This is a genomic window from Geminocystis sp. CENA526, from assembly GCF_050753365.1.
Classification (GTDB): Bacteria; Cyanobacteriota; Cyanobacteriia; order Cyanobacteriales; family Cyanobacteriaceae; genus Geminocystis.
The window spans coordinates 1-14,523 of the sequence record NZ_JBLZFY010000102.1 but is presented as its reverse complement, the minus strand read 5'-3'; the positions used below and the strand labels follow the sequence as shown (position 1 = coordinate 14,523).

The following is a 14,523-nucleotide window of genomic DNA, read 5'->3' as shown; positions in this document are numbered from 1 at the left end:
CCCTCTCCCCCCTCTCCCTCCCTCTCTCTTCTTCAACTATTCACTATTTCGATCGAACATTTATGAGTCAAAATTCTATTACAGTAATTGGAGGTGGTTTAGCAGGTACAGAAGCCACATGGCAAATCGCCCAAGCAGGTATCCCCGTTACTCTCTATGAAATGCGTCCCGTTGTCAAAAGTCCAGCCCACCATAGCGAGGAATTAGCTGAATTAGTGTGCAGTAACTCCTTTGGGGCGGATGCCATCGATCGATCGGCAGGATTATTACACGAAGAATTACGGATTCTTGACTCTATTGTAATACGCACTGCGGATGCCCACAAAGTTCCCGCAGGAGGGGCTTTAGCGGTCGATCGAGGAGTTTTTAGTCAAAAACTTACGAAAACCCTCGCTAATCACCCTTTAATCACTCTTAAACGAGAAGAAATTAAGGCTATACCCTCCGAAGGTATTGTAGTATTAGCCACAGGACCTCTCACCAGTCCACCCCTTGCCCAAGAATTACAGAATTTGACAGGTATGGATTACCTTAACTTTTTTGACGCAGCGAGTCCGATTATTGTGGGAGAGTCCATCAATAAAGACATTGCCTTTCTTGCCTCCCGTTACGACAAAGGAGAAGCGGCTTATCTTAATTGCCCCATGAATAAAGAGCAGTATCTACATTTTTGGCAAGAATTACGTCAAGCGCAACAAGCGGAATTAAAGGATTTTGAGCGAGAAAACGCCAAGTTTTTTGAAGCCTGTTTACCCATTGAAGAATTAGCACAACGGGGAGAAGATACCATGAGATATGGTCCTTTGAAACCCATTGGTTTATTTGATTCGCGCTTAGGAGACTTTAAGGAAAATAAAGATAAACGCCCCTATGCTGTTGTACAATTGCGCCAAGAAGACAAGGCTGGACAGTTATGGAATATGGTAGGGTTTCAAACAAATTTACGATGGGGAGAGCAACAACGGGTATTTAGGATGATACCGGGGTTAGAAAATGCGGAGTTTGTGCGTATGGGGGTAATGCACCAAAACACATTTTTAAATGCACCTCAACTCTTGAAAAATACTTTACAGTTCAAATATAGAGACACTTTACTGGCGGCAGGGCAAATTATCGGCACGGAAGGTTATACGGCGGCGGCGGCTGGAGGTTGGTTAGCAGGTACAAATGCCGTGAGAGTCGCTCAAAACAAAACCCCTTTAACCCTTCCTAATGTCACGATGATGGGTGCATTATTTGAGTTTATCAGTACTGCTGATGCTAAACATTTTCAACCGATGCCTCCTAATTTTGGCATTATTCCCCCCTTTCCTCATAAAATACGCAATAAACGGGAACGTTATCAAGCCTACGCTAGTCGATCGATCGAACTTCTTAAAAAAATATTGTGAAGAATATAATCTATAATGGATTTTTTTCAAATAATTTAAAGAATAAACGGATAATATTACAATCTTTTTGGGAAAAATTAAGATTCGAGATTTTTTAGAATATCAAGAATTACTGGTTTTAGTACAGGTAAATAAGTCTGAGTAGTATCCCAAATAATTTGTAAATCAATGCCAAAATATTTATGAATTACAATATCTCTCATGCCAGTAATTTCTTTCCATTCTATTTGAGGGTATTGTTCTCTAATATAGGGTAAGTTATTGGTGATTTTTTTTGTAGCTTCTCCTATTCTTTCTATTCCGTGAATAACGGCAAAAATAGTTTTTTCATCATTACAAAACCTATTAAAATTATAGCCCTCTGTAAATCTATTAATAGAATCGATCGTATTTAAAATATCATTAAGATAGTCTTTAGAGGTTCTTTTCATAAATAAATAACCTCACTTAAAATTTGTTTACCGATATGAGGTTTTAAACCTTTTTTCATTACTAAATCTACCTTTTTACCTAACCTATCACTAAATAAGTTTTGTAACTTTATATATTTAACTAATCCGAATCTAGCTTCTGGTTTAAAAGTGATTAATAAATCAATATCACTATTTTTTGTTTGTTCACCTCTCACATAAGAGCCAAATAAACCCAATTCTTCTATATGATATTCTTCTTCAATTTCAGATTTTATTTTTCTTATTTTGTCCTTAAGAACATCTAAATCGTTATCTGTTACAGTACTCATGGTAAAATCCTCATTAAGTTATAAATCAGGTTGGGGATAATTTGTGCTTACTCCTAACTTAATTCTACTCTCAAACATCCGAATCATTACATAAACAGGGGAGGTAAAACCGCTTAAATACCATTGAACAAATTTACCCATACTATCAATACCTTACCTCTTTAATCGATCGAACTTCTTAAAAAGATGTCTATTGAAAAATATTGAAAAACTTAGCGATATTATCCCAAATTGAAGAAACAGACTTAGTAAATTTATCCCACATACTATCATTGTTATTTCTTCTTTTAATTGGTTCATTGGAATTACTAAATTTATTTTCATATTTATCATCCCACCAATTATCATTCATTTCATCATGATTAGCTATATTTTGATTTTCAATAGCTTTAGATTCATTATTTAATCTATCGAAATTATTATCAATAATAGGTGTTGAAGTAAAGGTATCTTCCCAATCATTATCTTTAGTATTTTCAGAAGATGAAAAGGCATTACTAAAATTATTATTTTTAGCTTCTTGAGAAGATGAAAAAGCATTACTAAAATCGTTATTTATAGCAGGAGAAGTTTTACTATTTTTATTTGTTGCTTTAGTTTTTGAAGAAGATTTATTGATAATGCGATAAGTTGTATCTCTCTGATTCTTACTACTAAAAGATTTACATAAAATTTTCATTAATTCATCTCATCAAGAATTTTCCGATGTTATTGATGATTTTAATTTGTTTCCTTCTTTAATTATTATTGATGATGTAGAAAACATTTTTGAAAGTGGAGAATTAGCAGGTAAATATCTTTCTGAATATAATAATTATAATCAGTTTTTTAACCAAATATTAACTAATAATCATCACAGTTGTTTGTTATTAATTAGTTCAGAAAAAATACCTAGTATGAAAAATATTGAGTATTTATATCTTCAAGGATTAGGAAAATCTGCTAGAAATTTATTACAAGAAAATCAATTAAATGGTGAAGATAAATGGGATGATTTAATTAATTTGTATCAAGGTAATCCTTGTTGGTTAAATATTATTTCTGATACCATTAATAATTTATTTGATGGTAATGCTAGTATTTTTTTTGTCTGAGCAAAACTACAATAAAAATGATTTATTTTTAGGGGATATAAAAACACATTTAGAATGGCATTTACAGCGTTTATCTCCTCTAGAAATTAAAGTAGTTAAATGGTTAATAAAACAAAATCAACCGATAAATTTATCGCAAAAATTAACTGATATTGAAATCTCTAATACTGAATTTAGAGAATCGATCGAATCTTTAATGAAACGTTGTTTATTAGACAAAATAGTCATAGAAAACATAACTTACTTCCAACTCAATAATATATTTAAAATATATTGTAAAAAGGTTTAAAATTAGCTCAGTATTTCAGTTAATAAATAAGGGTTGAATATTATTCAACCCCTACGAATCAAGACAAAATTTTTTCTATCAAAAGCCTAATTTTATTGGTGCATTGCTCGTGCTAATTCGGCGGCTACTTTAGGGCGAGAGAATTGTGGAGGGGGTAATTCTCCACGGCGTAACATTTCTCTTACTTTTGTACCAGAGAGGTGGATTCTTTCTTCTTTGGTAGCGGGGCTAGTTTTTGAGGTTGCCATTTGATCTGTTACGGTACAGTAGAAAGCGTGCTCGAACATCATGGGGGTAATACCTAATTCTTCGGGTTTGAACTCTCCGAAAATTAATTGTGCATCATAAGTACCATAATAGTCACCTACTCCTGCATGATCTCTACCGACAATGAAGTGAGTACAGCCGTAATTTTTGCGGATTAAAGCATGGAAAATAGCTTCTCGTGGTCCAGCATAGCGCATAGCAGAAGGGTTAATGGCAAGGATAACTCGATTTTGAGGGAAGTAGTTTTCTACCATGATTTCATAACAACGCATCCGCACATCGGCAGGGATGTCATCGCTTTTGGTAGCACCGACAAGGGGATGTAAGAATAAACCGTCAACGGTTTCTAAGGCACATTTGATGATGTATTCGTGGGCGCGGTGAATGGGATTGCGAGTCTGAAAACCTACAACTGTCTTCCAACCTCGATCAAGGAACATTTTACGGGATTCTGCGGGATCAATTTGATAGCTTGGGAAGTAAGGGTGAGCGTCTCTTTGTAGTAACCAGATGGGACCAGCAAGGTTAATTTCTCCTTGTTGATATACTACTTTTACGCCCGGGTGAGCTTCTTCATCGGTTTTATAGACGTTTACGGCTTCGTGGGTTTTATTATAACGGTATTTTTGGGTTAATTCGAGGACTCCGACAAATCTACCGTGAGGATCATCTAAACGTACCCAACTGCCTTCTTTTAAGGGTTCGGCTACTTCTTCTGTGACTGATAGGGTGACGGGTACAGACCAAGGTAAACCGTTCATCAGACGCATTTCTTCTACTACTCTTTCGTAGTCGTCTTGTCCCATAAAGCCGTTAAGAGGACTAAAGCCTCCTATGGCAATCATCACTAAATCTGAAGTGGCTCGATCGTCTAGTTGAACTCTAGGTAATTTATCCGCTTGTGCCATAAATTCATCCCTTTCTGCAAGGGTGGCAATACGATTAACTAAATGCCCTCCATGGGGTGCGATCGTTTCTATAACCTTTGTCATATAAATTTATTTAAAATAATATTCGGTTTTATCCTATCTTAAAAATGTCAAAAAGAGGACTCCCATTCGTGATATTTCTCAACCAAAAAAAGTCTCACCTAATTTGGGGAGATGAATTTTTGACCAAGAAAAGAAAATATTGCGTAGTTCGACTACGCTCACCACAAGTAGCAATTCCTTATTTTTGGATCGATTTTTGATTTTTGAGATCAGAGTTTGTAACTGTATAATGCTATCCTGTTTTTTGAGCAAAAATTCCTAAAATTACTCACTTTTTTATTTACTTAACGATGCCCCAAGCCTTTATTTTTATAGCTTTCTGATTTATTCAGCAAACCCTAACTATTCTAATCTTTTATTTAGAGCAAGATGTACAAACATTTTTGAAATATTTACTGACTGCCAATGTATTCATGGGTAACAGTACGGTATATTCCCGTACTGAACTGGAGTAGCATCACTTGTCAGCCCCGATGAATACGATCGAATAATTTCGATCGAGTTAATTTGTACCTGCAAAAACCACTGAGGGGAATTTTTGTTGAGCTTGAAGCATACTTGTTACTCTACCTTTTTCTTGCCAGAAGTTGATAACTTCGGTAGCCTGATTGAGTAATTCAATTTTCTCATGATCAGTGATCCAATTTTTCTTATCTAACTCGTCTTTCAATTCCTGCCAAGCATCACTACGAGGCCAGAAATAATAAGCGGTTAAAGGGCTTGTACCTTTGCTGATAACATAATCAACGGCTAAAGCCACATCTTTATCTAACCAAACGACTTTTAATACAAACCTAGAATCAATTTTTGTTTGAACGGCGGATTCCAATTAAACCTCCAAAGGACAATTTTAATATAAAATTTGACATATCGATCGATTATAACCTAATATGTGCAATTATTTTCAATGTCCTAGGGATTTTTCAGAACCATGATTAATGTAATTTGTAAACAGAAGATATTTAACAATATAGAAGCGATTATCTTTGATAAAGACGGCACATTAGCAGATTCTGAGAATTTTTTGCGAGAATTAGCCTTAAAACGAGCCAGATTAATTGATGCTCAAATACCGGGGGTTTATGAGCCTTTATTGATGGCTTTTGGAGTAGAAAATGATTATCTCAACCCGACAGGATTAATGGCGGTAGGTAGTAATAAAGAAAATCAAATTGTGGCGGCAGGTTATATTGCGGAAACAGGTCGAAGTTGGTTTGAATCCCTTTCGATCGCATCGGAAGCATTTAATAACGCTGAAAAATCCTTTCCTACCCGTGGCAAAACCTCACCTTTGTTTGCAGGAAGTTTGGAAGTATTGCAAGAATTGAAACAACAAGGCTTAAAAATAGCTATCCTATCGGCGGATACTACCCAAGGAGTTAGGGAATTTGTGGAAAATCATCAACTAAACGACTATATCGATTTAATTATGGGGGTTGACAGTGGTTTATTTAAACCCGATCCTCGTTTATTCTTACAAGCCTGTGACACATTGGGAGTCAAACCAGAAAATAGCCTAATGATAGGAGATTCCCAAGGGGATATTGCTATGGGAAAAAGTGCCAACGCAGGAGGGGTTATCGGTATTTGTTGGAAATATCCCGAAGCGCCCCATTTGCAAACGGCAGATGCAGTAATTTCAGACTTAGCAGACTTACAAATAAAATTGTAGGTTGGGTTAGAGATAGCGTAACCCAACAAAACCTTGATAAAGTCTATATGTAGGGAGTAACGTCTTCCTTGCAATCATCTGCTAAGTAAGAGAGCGATCGAAATCGTAAACCGACCATTTGCTCATATAATGGATTTAACTCACACATCGGCGGAATATGGACAATTTTCTTGCCAAATAGAGTTATATCCCGTTCAAAAGGACACTGAGACGGTATCATTTTACACAAAAAACGGGCAACTCTGGGATCTTTTACCTCCATACCATCTAACCAATTTTTTACAGGTTTTAACACATCTGGATGTTTAGTTTCTCCTGTTTTTTCTGCTTCGGGATGCCATAAAGTGGCTTCTAAGGATTTTAAAGCCTCTAAATCCAATCCTAATGCCTCTTGAAAACTATGAACAGTATCTGCTTCAGATTTACTATACACCCCATTGGCAATAGCCATCATTACAGCAGTGCGCAAGAAATTTTCTTTGAGAGAATTATCATCTCCGAAAACCTCTGCTAACTCTTGAGGAGTAATAGTTTCTAAGTTACCCAAATCTGTGTTAGGGATAAGTTCATCTTGGGTTAAACTAGCTATAAACTCTTGTTCTTCAGGATCAAAATGTCCATCTGCATAGGCTACCGTGAGTAAACCCCTTAACCATGCGCAAATTTGCTCATCAGTATATTGATCAGGAGTGCATTGTGTTGTCATATTCTATGATCTAAATTTCAGATTATTTTCTTTCATTTTATCATAGTCAAATAAAATCATGAAACAATACAAAGAAGCCCAATATTGTAGGTTAAGTCACCTTAATTCGTAACAAAAAAAGCAAGAGTGAAGAGTGAAAAATAACGTAGGGGCTTAATATATTAAGCCCTCCCCATCAGAAAATAATCACCGTATGTTAATTCTACCTGTCCACTTGTCCACCTGTCTCTTAATTCCTAATTCCTAATTCCTAATTCCTAATTCCTAATTCCTAATTCCTAATTCCTAATTCCTAATTCTTAATTCCTAATTCTTAATTCTTAATTCTTAATTCTTAATTCTTAATTCTCCATTTTATAGCTCCAGCGTAATAAAGTAATTCCTAAACCGTATTTTAAGGCTTCTAAAATCCAGTAACCTTCATGCCATGAAATCATCGCTTTAGGCATAGCCGTAGTAGCACTAAATTGATTTAAACATAATCCCCATGCACTCATATTAGGGATAAATAAATAAGTATAGGATAATGCTATTAATAATAAAATACTAGAAAATGTAACAAATAAAGTTTGTTTTCTTTGCTCAAAATTATGATTAAACGCAAACACTAATGCACAAGTTAAAACCAAAGAGGCACAAATTAATTCGATGCGATTAAATACCCCAAAAATGAGAAATCCTGCACTAGCAAAACTGCTATTAATCATCATACCACTAGCAGAAAGGGCGGGAATTAAGACAAAATCTAATAATAGACTACCACTAAGCCAAAATCCTAATGCAAATAAAATAATTGCAGACCAATTTATTTCTTGATGTTCTTTATGATGAGAATGAGAAATAGTATTCATAATATTTATACCTTTTAATACCTATATTCTCTACCATAACCCATTTTTTTCTCTTTTTTTATTAAGTATTTTAAAGGTTTTGTTAAGTTAAATTAAGCTCGATCGAACTATATTTTCTAGCCCCTATAATTATCTACTGGTAAGGATTCGATCGATTTGAGAGGAGGTTTAACTGTTAATATTTTTTTATAAAATATTCTTTATATTTATTTTCAATTAAGCATTTTTACCTATCAAATTGACATTGTTTTTTTAATTTTGCATTCTTAATTCTACATTTTTAATTCTACATTTTTAATTCTTCATCTATATTGACAATCTCTTAACCATAACTTAACACTTTGAGCAATAATTCCGTCACTACTGTCACGGGGAGGAGAAGAAATGAAATTTTGACTGCCGTTATCATTAGGATAACCTAATCTGGTTAATAACATAATCATTCGCCAACCTTTCTCCGTTGGTGTTAACATTAACCAATGAAAGTTTTGAGTTTCGATGATACGATTTTGACTAGAATATTGTCTTTCTAAAGTGGTAAAAAATATTTGTTTAACCTGATTTTCGTCAATATTTTTGAGACTACTTTTATACTGAGTTTGCTCTAACGGTAAAGGCTCTAAATCAGGTTTACTAGCGGTTATAACATAAGTGGGCAAAAACTCTAAACCGTGAGAATAAATGCGACTTCTCTGAATAACTCGATTGGCATAGTCGGCAATATCTTTAACTAAAAAATCAGCTAACTCTTGTAAATTACCACCACATTTATTATTATTTAGCTTATCTTGTGCTAAGACTTTTTTGTCAATATTCAACCATAAAAATAAGCCATTAAAAATAGCCAAATTTAACAATAAATATCGAATAAAAAAATAGCCTATTTTCATCTCATCATAATCTCTTGCTAGTTGTGCCAAAATTACAGGAATTTACCCATAATAACAGTATTCTGTCATGGCGAGGCACGAAGCAATCTTTTAAGCCTTGATTGACACGAGAAATGTTGACAATGTTGGGTTTCATTCTTCAACCCAACCTACGAAACTATTGACATTCTTCGATAATTTTATGCCATGCTTGAGCAGGATTTTCTGCTTGGGTGATAGGGCGCCCAATGACAAGGTAATCAGCACCTTGTTGTAATGCTTGTTTGGGAGTCATAATCCTTTGTTGATCACCGACTGAAGCCCATGCAGGACGCACTCCGGGGCAAACTAACAAGAAATCTTTACCACACACTTCTTTTATTTTTTGTACTTCATGGGGAGAACACACCGCCCCATCAATTCCACACTCTTGAGCCATCAGGGCGTTGTTTAAGGCGTATTCGGGCAGTTCTAGGGGAATTTTGAGGTCAAAGGCTAATTGACGGCTGTTAATGCTCGTTAAAACGCTAATAGCTAACAATTTTAGACGCTGATTCTCACTGTTTTTTACTACTTCGGCGGCGGCGGTTAAGGCTTCTCTCCCGGCGGTGGCATGAAGGGTTAATAAGTCAACGTCATGGCTTAAGGCTGATTTGGTAGCGTTTTTGACGGTGTTTGGGATGTCGTGGAATTTGAGATCAAGAAATATACGTTTATGCTCATCTTTTAAAAATTTGAGTATATCTGCACCAGTAGCGACAAATAATTCTAAACCGACTTTCCAAAAAGTAACTTCGGGTAATTTCTTGACTAGCTCGATCGAACTTTGTAAATCTGGAACGTCAAGGGGTACAATAATTTTATCTTGGCTCATGTTGATTAGCTTTTTTTCAATATATTCTGTTCGACAAAATTGGTATAAACATTTCCTGCTAAAAATTCAGGATTTTCTAGGATTTTGCGATGAAAATTAATAGTAGTCGGTACTCCTGTTATCGCACATTCTCTTAACGCTCTTTTCATGCGTTTGATGGCGGTATCTCTGTCTTTTCCCCAAACAATCAATTTGCCGATGAGAGAGTCATAATAGGGGGGAATAACGTAGTCGGGATAAACAAAGGAGTCCATCCTTACTCCTGGTCCACCGGGAGGTAAATATGCAATAATTTTACCCGGATTTGGTCTAAAATCATGATCTGGGTCTTCTGCATTTATTCTACACTCGATCGAATGCCCTCTAAATTCAATATCCTGCTGACGGAAAGATAATTTTTCCCCTTGCGCGATCGAAATTTGTTCTCGGATCAAATCTAAGCCTGTAATCATTTCTGTTACAGGGTGTTCAACTTGGATACGGGTATTCATTTCCATGAAATAGAAGTTACCGTATTTATCTAATAAAAATTCTACTGTCCCTGCACCCACATAATTGATAGATTTAGCGGCTTTGACGGCGGCTTGTCCCATTTTTTGACGAATTTTCGGGTTTAAGGCAGGAGATGGTGCTTCTTCTAATAATTTTTGATGTCTTCTTTGAATAGAGCAATCTCTTTCTCCCAAATGGACGACATTACCATAACTATCGGCTAAAATTTGAAACTCGATATGACGGGGTAACTCAATAAATTTCTCTATATATACTCCAGCATTACCAAAAGCGGCTTCGGCTTCTCCTTGGGCTGCGGCTAATAAGCGACTTAAATCTGCTTCTTCTTTCACTAAGCGCATCCCTCTACCTCCACCTCCTGCGGTAGCTTTGATAATCACGGGATAGCCTATTTCGGCAGCGACTCTGGCGGCTTCTTGTTCATCGGTAATCAAGCCTTTACTACCGGGGATGGTGGGGACTCCAGCATTTTGCATGGTTTTTTTGGCAGTGGATTTATCCCCCATAGCAATAATAGCTTCTGGACTTGGTCCTATAAATTGTAACTGATGATCAGCACAAATTTGGGCAAAACGGGCATTTTCTGCTAAAAATCCATAGCCCGGATGTATGGCTTCTGCACCTCTGGTTAATGCCGCCGAGATAATATTAGGTATGTTTAAATAGCTTTTGTTGCTAGGAGGTGGTCCTATACACACGCTTTCATCCGCTAATTTGACGTGAAGGGCGTTTTGATCGATCGTGGAATGAACAGCAACGGTAGCAATACCCATTTCTTCGCAACTATGAATGATGCGTAGGGCAATTTCTCCTCGATTAGCAATTAATATCTTAGCAAACGGCATTTTAAAACATAAAATCTAATATCTTTCGTATCATATTTGGTTTTGGTATTTATGGCAATTAGTTGACGGTTAATGACTGCCCATTATTTTTTGCAGACAATTTGAGTAAAAAGGGTACTGCTTTTTTAACCCATTCATCAATGGGGGTATAGTGGGGTATAGTATTGAGCGTCATCGCCAAAACAAATATCTAACATATCGGTATGAATTATACCCGGGTTAAGGGCAACGGTGGCGATACCCGATGGTAACTCTTGGGCTAGTGCTTGGGTTAAACCTTCGATCGCCCATTTTGAAGCACAATAGGGGGCAACTTCTGGGGAGGTCGATCGACCCCAACCTGAACTAAGATTAACAATGATACCTTTATTTGCTTTGATCATTAGAGGTACAATGTGACGAATCACATTAGCTGTACCTTTGATATTAACGTCCATCAGATAGGAGAAATCTTCGGCACTAATTTCCCATAAGGGGGCTGGAGGATTAATAATAGCGGCATTGTTAATCACTAAATCAGGTATTGTGGCGAAAGAGTCTATCCATGTTTCGACTTGTTGATCATTAGACACATCAAGGGCGGTAAAATAATGTTGAGGATATTTTTGCTGTAAAAGTTCGATGGAATTTTGAGAACGAGAACAACCGATGATAGTATGACCTAAACTAATAAATTTTTCTGTTAAAGCACGTCCTAAACCTTTGCTAACTCCAGTAATTACGATCGTTTTATTCATAGTGGTTAATTTACTTAGCTTTCCAAGTACTGCCATAGCTATTTACTAGCTTTAATAAAGATTTTAAAGCATTTTCTTCTCACTCTCCCCCCTTTTCCCCCTATTATTGGATAAGTCCTGATTTATAACGATTTACTATATGTTTTCATTGACGAAAACCAGTTCACGACAAAAAGAAATTATCGAGATCGTTTTAGGTAACGGTTGGAATTATATGTGGGGCATTCTCACAGGAGGCAAATCTGATAAACCTCAATTACCTCCTCCTGAAGTCTTCCGCAAAATCTTAGTGCAGTTAGGTCCTTTCTATGTTAAATTTGGACAGTTGTTAAGTACTCGTCCTGATTTACTTCCACCTAAATATATTGAGGCTTTAACCGCCCTCCAAGCTCAAGTGCCTCCCGTTGCTTGGGGTGTGATTGAGCAAACTTTAAGAGAACAATTAGAGAGTCCCATCGAAACTATTTTTAGTACGATCGATCCTCAACCTGTAGCGGCAGGTTCGATCGCGCAAATACATAAAGCAACTTTAAGCACTGGGGAAGAAGTAGCCATTAAAGTACAACGCCCCAATATCGATCGAATTGTCAATCAAGATGTTATTTTAATCAAAGGTATTGCCGATATTATCGCCCTGACGGATTTTGGCGGTGAGTATGATGTGGTTAACCTTGCCGATGATTTTACAAAAGCGGTATTAGCAGAGTTAGATTTTCGTCAAGAAGCCAATTTTACCGATAAACTTAGGCAAAATCTGAGTAATAGCCCTTGGTTTGACTCTCAACAACTGGTTATCCCTCAAATTTATTGGCAATTTACCACCGAAAAAGTTTTATTTATGGAGTGGTTAGACGGTAAACCCATTCTTTCCGCCGATATTTCTAACACACTTAAAACAAGACAAGAAGTTAGCACCCTATTATTTAGAGCATTTTTTCAACAAATATTTATCGATGGTTTCTTTCATGCTGATCCTCATCCGGGTAATATTTTTTACCTTGACAATAACAAAGTTGGTTTAATCGATTGTGGCATGATCGGCAGACTAGACCCCAAAACGCAACAATTATTAACAGAAATGTTACTTGCCATTGTTGATATAGATGCTCAAAGATGCGCTCAACTTACCCTCGAATTGTCAGATACTAACGCCATGAATACTAATATTGCAAGGTTAGAAAATGACTATCAGCGAATGTTGCGTAAATATTATAATCTCAGTCTTTCTCAACTCAATTTTAGTGAGGTATTTTACGAGATTTTGGAAGTGGCTCGATCGAACCGCATCAGATTACCTAGTAATATGGGATTATTTGCCAAAAGCCTTGCTAACTTAGAAGGAGTTGCTCGAAAATTTAACCCCAATATCAACCTCCTCGAAGAAATAAAACCCCTCATAACTGATCTTTTTCGCCGTCAATTCATTGGTGATACCCCCTATCAAACTCTATTTAGGACAGTTTTAGACTTAAAATCCATCAGTCTTCGATCGCCCCGTCAAATAGATGCTATACTCGATCGACTAAGTTCAGAAACCTTCCAATGGCAACTACAAATCAGAGAAATCGAAGTCTTAAGACGCAGTGTTGATGACTCAGCAAATCGATTATCTTTTAGTATTGTTGTCGGTTCGTTAATTATGGGAGCGGCGATTATTAGTACTGGTGCAACTACTGGACAATTGGTATTATTAAGTAATATTTTATTTACAGTAGCAACTTTTCTCGGATTGTGGCTTATAATCAGCATACTTCGATCGGGACGACTAAAATAGACTTAAAATCAAAGTGGTTCTTTTACTGTGAGTATGATAGATTATGTCTTAAAAAAGTGTTAGGTATTCGGTTAAATTAACACTCTAAATTTATAACAATAGCATTTTTAACATTTTAAATTTTTAACATTTTTATTCTATGATTATTTATTTTATTCGTCATGGTATCGCAGAATCAAGATCGATCGAAAAGGATGATTCCCAGAGAATTTTAACCTCAAAAGGAATAACTAAAACCCAAAAAGTTGCTCAAAAATTATCTTCTTTAGATATTAAATTTGATGTCATTATTACCAGTCCTTATATTAGAGCAAAAGAAACAGCAATTATTTTACAACAGGCAAAATTATCCCCTCAAATTATCGAACATTCCGCTCTAACTCCTGAGGGAAATATTTTAGAATGGATTAACTGGTTACAAAATTCTAAGTATAATCATAACGGTTCGATCGCCTTAGTGGGACATGAACCAGACTTTAGTAATTGGGTAGAATTATTAGTTTTTGGAGAGATAAAAGGAAAGTTAATTGTCAAAAAAAGTGGCATTATTGCAGTAGAAATATTTGATTTATCTAACCCTATTGGTAACGCTGAATTATTTTTATTAGCAGGTCCAAAATGGATTACAAATTAGAGAATTAAGTCCCGAAAATCAAACACTTATTTATGAGACTTTTTTTCAATCTATTTTGGTACAATCTGTTATTAAAAAACATCACATTAATTTAATTAGGGTTTGCTGAATAAATCAGAAGTCTATTAAAATCAAGGATTTAGACAAACTACATTACTAAAAAAGTGTGCAGTTTTAGCAATTTTTACTCAAAAAATGAGCATTTTTTAGGGAATTTTATTTAAAACAACTTTGTAATTATATGTTGATACAAAGCCTCAAAACCTTGATTTT

At 35.8% G+C, this 14,523-nt stretch carries 19 protein-coding genes; 6 read left to right on the top strand and 13 right to left on the bottom strand.

Annotated elements, in window-relative coordinates; translation table 11 throughout:
• Positions 1-62: 62 nt before the first annotated feature.
• Positions 63-1,391: an FADH(2)-oxidizing methylenetetrahydrofolate--tRNA-(uracil(54)-C(5))-methyltransferase TrmFO gene (trmFO, locus tag ACN4EE_RS18985; RefSeq protein ID WP_431708059.1), complete on the top strand. Its 1,329-nt coding sequence runs from the start codon at positions 63-65 to the stop codon at positions 1,389-1,391.
• Positions 1,392-1,468: 77 nt separating this feature from the next.
• On the opposite strand, the gene ACN4EE_RS18980 is transcribed toward trmFO, so the two are convergent.
• Genes ACN4EE_RS18980 through ACN4EE_RS18965 form a run of 4 tightly spaced genes read right to left on the bottom strand, consistent with a single transcriptional unit; the run spans position 1,469 to position 2,812 of the window.
• A complete protein-coding gene (locus tag ACN4EE_RS18980) occupies positions 1,469-1,822 on the bottom strand; it encodes a HepT-like ribonuclease domain-containing protein (protein WP_431708058.1) in 354 nt (117 codons plus the stop codon).
• Positions 1,819-2,133, bottom strand: coding sequence for a nucleotidyltransferase family protein (locus tag ACN4EE_RS18975; RefSeq protein WP_431708057.1), 315 nt, complete (start codon positions 2,131-2,133; stop codon positions 1,819-1,821). Before ACN4EE_RS18975 ends, ACN4EE_RS18980 begins: the two co-directional genes overlap by 4 nt.
• Positions 2,134-2,151: 18 nt before the next feature.
• Positions 2,152-2,274: a hypothetical protein gene (locus tag ACN4EE_RS18970; protein WP_431708056.1), complete on the bottom strand. Its 123-nt coding sequence runs from the start codon at positions 2,272-2,274 to the stop codon at positions 2,152-2,154.
• Between the two features lie 49 nt (positions 2,275-2,323).
• Complete coding sequence (locus ACN4EE_RS18965) at positions 2,324-2,812, bottom strand: hypothetical protein (protein ID WP_431708055.1); 489 nt, start codon at positions 2,810-2,812, stop codon at positions 2,324-2,326.
• Positions 2,813-2,858: 46 nt separating this feature from the next.
• Here ACN4EE_RS18965 and ACN4EE_RS18960 point away from each other — a divergent pair, with 46 nt between their 5' ends.
• Entirely contained in the window at positions 2,859-3,227 is a 369-nt protein-coding gene (locus ACN4EE_RS18960) for a hypothetical protein (protein WP_431708054.1), read from the top strand.
• Positions 3,205-3,516 (top strand): hypothetical protein, encoded by a 312-nt coding sequence (locus ACN4EE_RS18955; RefSeq protein WP_431708053.1) that lies wholly within the window; start codon positions 3,205-3,207, stop codon positions 3,514-3,516. Before ACN4EE_RS18960 ends, ACN4EE_RS18955 begins: the two co-directional genes overlap by 23 nt.
• Before the next feature lie 92 nt (positions 3,517-3,608).
• Here the strand turns inward: ACN4EE_RS18955 and sat are convergent, their stop codons facing one another.
• Positions 3,609-4,775, bottom strand: coding sequence for a sulfate adenylyltransferase (gene sat / locus ACN4EE_RS18950; RefSeq protein WP_431708052.1), 1,167 nt, complete (start codon positions 4,773-4,775; stop codon positions 3,609-3,611).
• A 502-nt stretch (positions 4,776-5,277) separates the two neighbouring features.
• Positions 5,278-5,580, bottom strand: a complete 303-nt coding sequence (locus ACN4EE_RS18945; RefSeq protein WP_144051532.1) for a 30S ribosomal protein PSRP-3 — start codon at positions 5,578-5,580, stop codon at positions 5,278-5,280.
• 126 nt (positions 5,581-5,706) lie between these two features.
• On the opposite strand from ACN4EE_RS18945, the gene ACN4EE_RS18940 reads away from it, so the two are divergent.
• Positions 5,707-6,447 carry an HAD family hydrolase gene (locus ACN4EE_RS18940; protein WP_431708051.1) on the top strand — a complete coding sequence of 247 codons (741 nt, stop codon included), beginning with the start codon at positions 5,707-5,709 and terminating at the stop codon, positions 6,445-6,447.
• Positions 6,448-6,490: 43 nt separating this feature from the next.
• Here ACN4EE_RS18940 and ACN4EE_RS18935 read toward each other — a convergent pair whose 3' ends face one another.
• From ACN4EE_RS18935 to ACN4EE_RS18905, 7 genes are all read right to left on the bottom strand, one after another.
• A complete protein-coding gene (locus tag ACN4EE_RS18935; RefSeq protein ID WP_431708050.1) occupies positions 6,491-7,153 on the bottom strand; it encodes a Mo-dependent nitrogenase C-terminal domain-containing protein in 663 nt (220 codons plus the stop codon).
• Positions 7,154-7,494: 341 nt separating this feature from the next.
• On the bottom strand, positions 7,495-8,004 hold the full coding sequence (locus ACN4EE_RS18930) for a hypothetical protein (RefSeq protein ID WP_431708049.1): 510 nt from the start codon (positions 8,002-8,004) through the stop codon (positions 7,495-7,497).
• A 302-nt stretch (positions 8,005-8,306) separates the two neighbouring features.
• Positions 8,307-8,924 carry a hypothetical protein gene (locus tag ACN4EE_RS18925; protein ID WP_431708048.1) on the bottom strand — a complete coding sequence of 206 codons (618 nt, stop codon included), beginning with the start codon at positions 8,922-8,924 and terminating at the stop codon, positions 8,307-8,309.
• The gene (locus ACN4EE_RS18920) at positions 8,899-9,030 is read right to left on the bottom strand and encodes a hypothetical protein (RefSeq protein WP_431708047.1); all 132 of its coding nucleotides are present in this window, start codon (positions 9,028-9,030) and stop codon (positions 8,899-8,901) included. The genes ACN4EE_RS18925 and ACN4EE_RS18920 overlap by 26 nt, the downstream gene beginning before the upstream one ends.
• A 21-nt stretch (positions 9,031-9,051) precedes the next feature.
• Complete coding sequence (pyrF, locus tag ACN4EE_RS18915; RefSeq protein ID WP_431708046.1) at positions 9,052-9,747, bottom strand: orotidine-5'-phosphate decarboxylase; 696 nt, start codon at positions 9,745-9,747, stop codon at positions 9,052-9,054.
• A 5-nt stretch (positions 9,748-9,752) separates the two neighbouring features.
• Positions 9,753-11,105, bottom strand: a complete 1,353-nt coding sequence (accC, locus tag ACN4EE_RS18910; protein ID WP_431708045.1) for an acetyl-CoA carboxylase biotin carboxylase subunit — start codon at positions 11,103-11,105, stop codon at positions 9,753-9,755.
• Between the two features lie 137 nt (positions 11,106-11,242).
• The gene (locus ACN4EE_RS18905; protein WP_431708044.1) at positions 11,243-11,878 is read right to left on the bottom strand and encodes an SDR family oxidoreductase; all 636 of its coding nucleotides are present in this window, start codon (positions 11,876-11,878) and stop codon (positions 11,243-11,245) included.
• Between the two features lie 103 nt (positions 11,879-11,981).
• Here ACN4EE_RS18905 and ACN4EE_RS18900 point away from each other — a divergent pair, with 103 nt between their 5' ends.
• Together ACN4EE_RS18900 and sixA are read left to right on the top strand one after the other, a co-directional pair.
• A complete protein-coding gene (locus ACN4EE_RS18900) occupies positions 11,982-13,616 on the top strand; it encodes an ABC1 kinase family protein (RefSeq protein WP_431708043.1) in 1,635 nt (544 codons plus the stop codon).
• Between the two features lie 139 nt (positions 13,617-13,755).
• The gene (gene sixA, locus ACN4EE_RS18895; RefSeq protein WP_431708042.1) at positions 13,756-14,250 is read left to right on the top strand and encodes a phosphohistidine phosphatase SixA; all 495 of its coding nucleotides are present in this window, start codon (positions 13,756-13,758) and stop codon (positions 14,248-14,250) included.
• Positions 14,251-14,523: the final 273 nt, after the last annotated feature.

Excerpts from the sequence above, each read along its gene's own strand:
- trmFO (WP_431708059.1), top strand. The coding sequence starts at position 63 with ATGAGTCAAAATTCTATTACAGTAATTGGAGGTGGTTTAGCAGGTACA.
- ACN4EE_RS18980 (WP_431708058.1), bottom strand. The coding sequence starts at position 1,822 with ATGAAAAGAACCTCTAAAGACTATCTTAATGATATTTTAAATACGATC.
- ACN4EE_RS18975 (WP_431708057.1), bottom strand. The coding sequence starts at position 2,133 with ATGAGTACTGTAACAGATAACGATTTAGATGTTCTTAAGGACAAAATA.
- ACN4EE_RS18970 (WP_431708056.1), bottom strand. The coding sequence starts at position 2,274 with ATGGGTAAATTTGTTCAATGGTATTTAAGCGGTTTTACCTCCCCTGTT.
- ACN4EE_RS18965 (WP_431708055.1), bottom strand. The coding sequence starts at position 2,812 with ATGAAAATTTTATGTAAATCTTTTAGTAGTAAGAATCAGAGAGATACA.
- ACN4EE_RS18955 (WP_431708053.1), top strand. The coding sequence starts at position 3,205 with ATGCTAGTATTTTTTTTGTCTGAGCAAAACTACAATAAAAATGATTTA.
- sat (WP_431708052.1), bottom strand. The coding sequence starts at position 4,775 with ATGACAAAGGTTATAGAAACGATCGCACCCCATGGAGGGCATTTAGTT.
- ACN4EE_RS18940 (WP_431708051.1), top strand. The coding sequence starts at position 5,707 with ATGATTAATGTAATTTGTAAACAGAAGATATTTAACAATATAGAAGCG.
- ACN4EE_RS18935 (WP_431708050.1), bottom strand. The coding sequence starts at position 7,153 with ATGACAACACAATGCACTCCTGATCAATATACTGATGAGCAAATTTGC.
- ACN4EE_RS18930 (WP_431708049.1), bottom strand. The coding sequence starts at position 8,004 with ATGAATACTATTTCTCATTCTCATCATAAAGAACATCAAGAAATAAAT.
- ACN4EE_RS18920 (WP_431708047.1), bottom strand. The coding sequence starts at position 9,030 with ATGAAACCCAACATTGTCAACATTTCTCGTGTCAATCAAGGCTTAAAA.
- pyrF (WP_431708046.1), bottom strand. The coding sequence starts at position 9,747 with ATGAGCCAAGATAAAATTATTGTACCCCTTGACGTTCCAGATTTACAA.
- accC (WP_431708045.1), bottom strand. The coding sequence starts at position 11,105 with ATGCCGTTTGCTAAGATATTAATTGCTAATCGAGGAGAAATTGCCCTA.
- ACN4EE_RS18905 (WP_431708044.1), bottom strand. The coding sequence starts at position 11,878 with ATGGCAGTACTTGGAAAGCTAAGTAAATTAACCACTATGAATAAAACG.
- ACN4EE_RS18900 (WP_431708043.1), top strand. The coding sequence starts at position 11,982 with ATGTTTTCATTGACGAAAACCAGTTCACGACAAAAAGAAATTATCGAG.
- sixA (WP_431708042.1), top strand. The coding sequence starts at position 13,756 with ATGATTATTTATTTTATTCGTCATGGTATCGCAGAATCAAGATCGATC.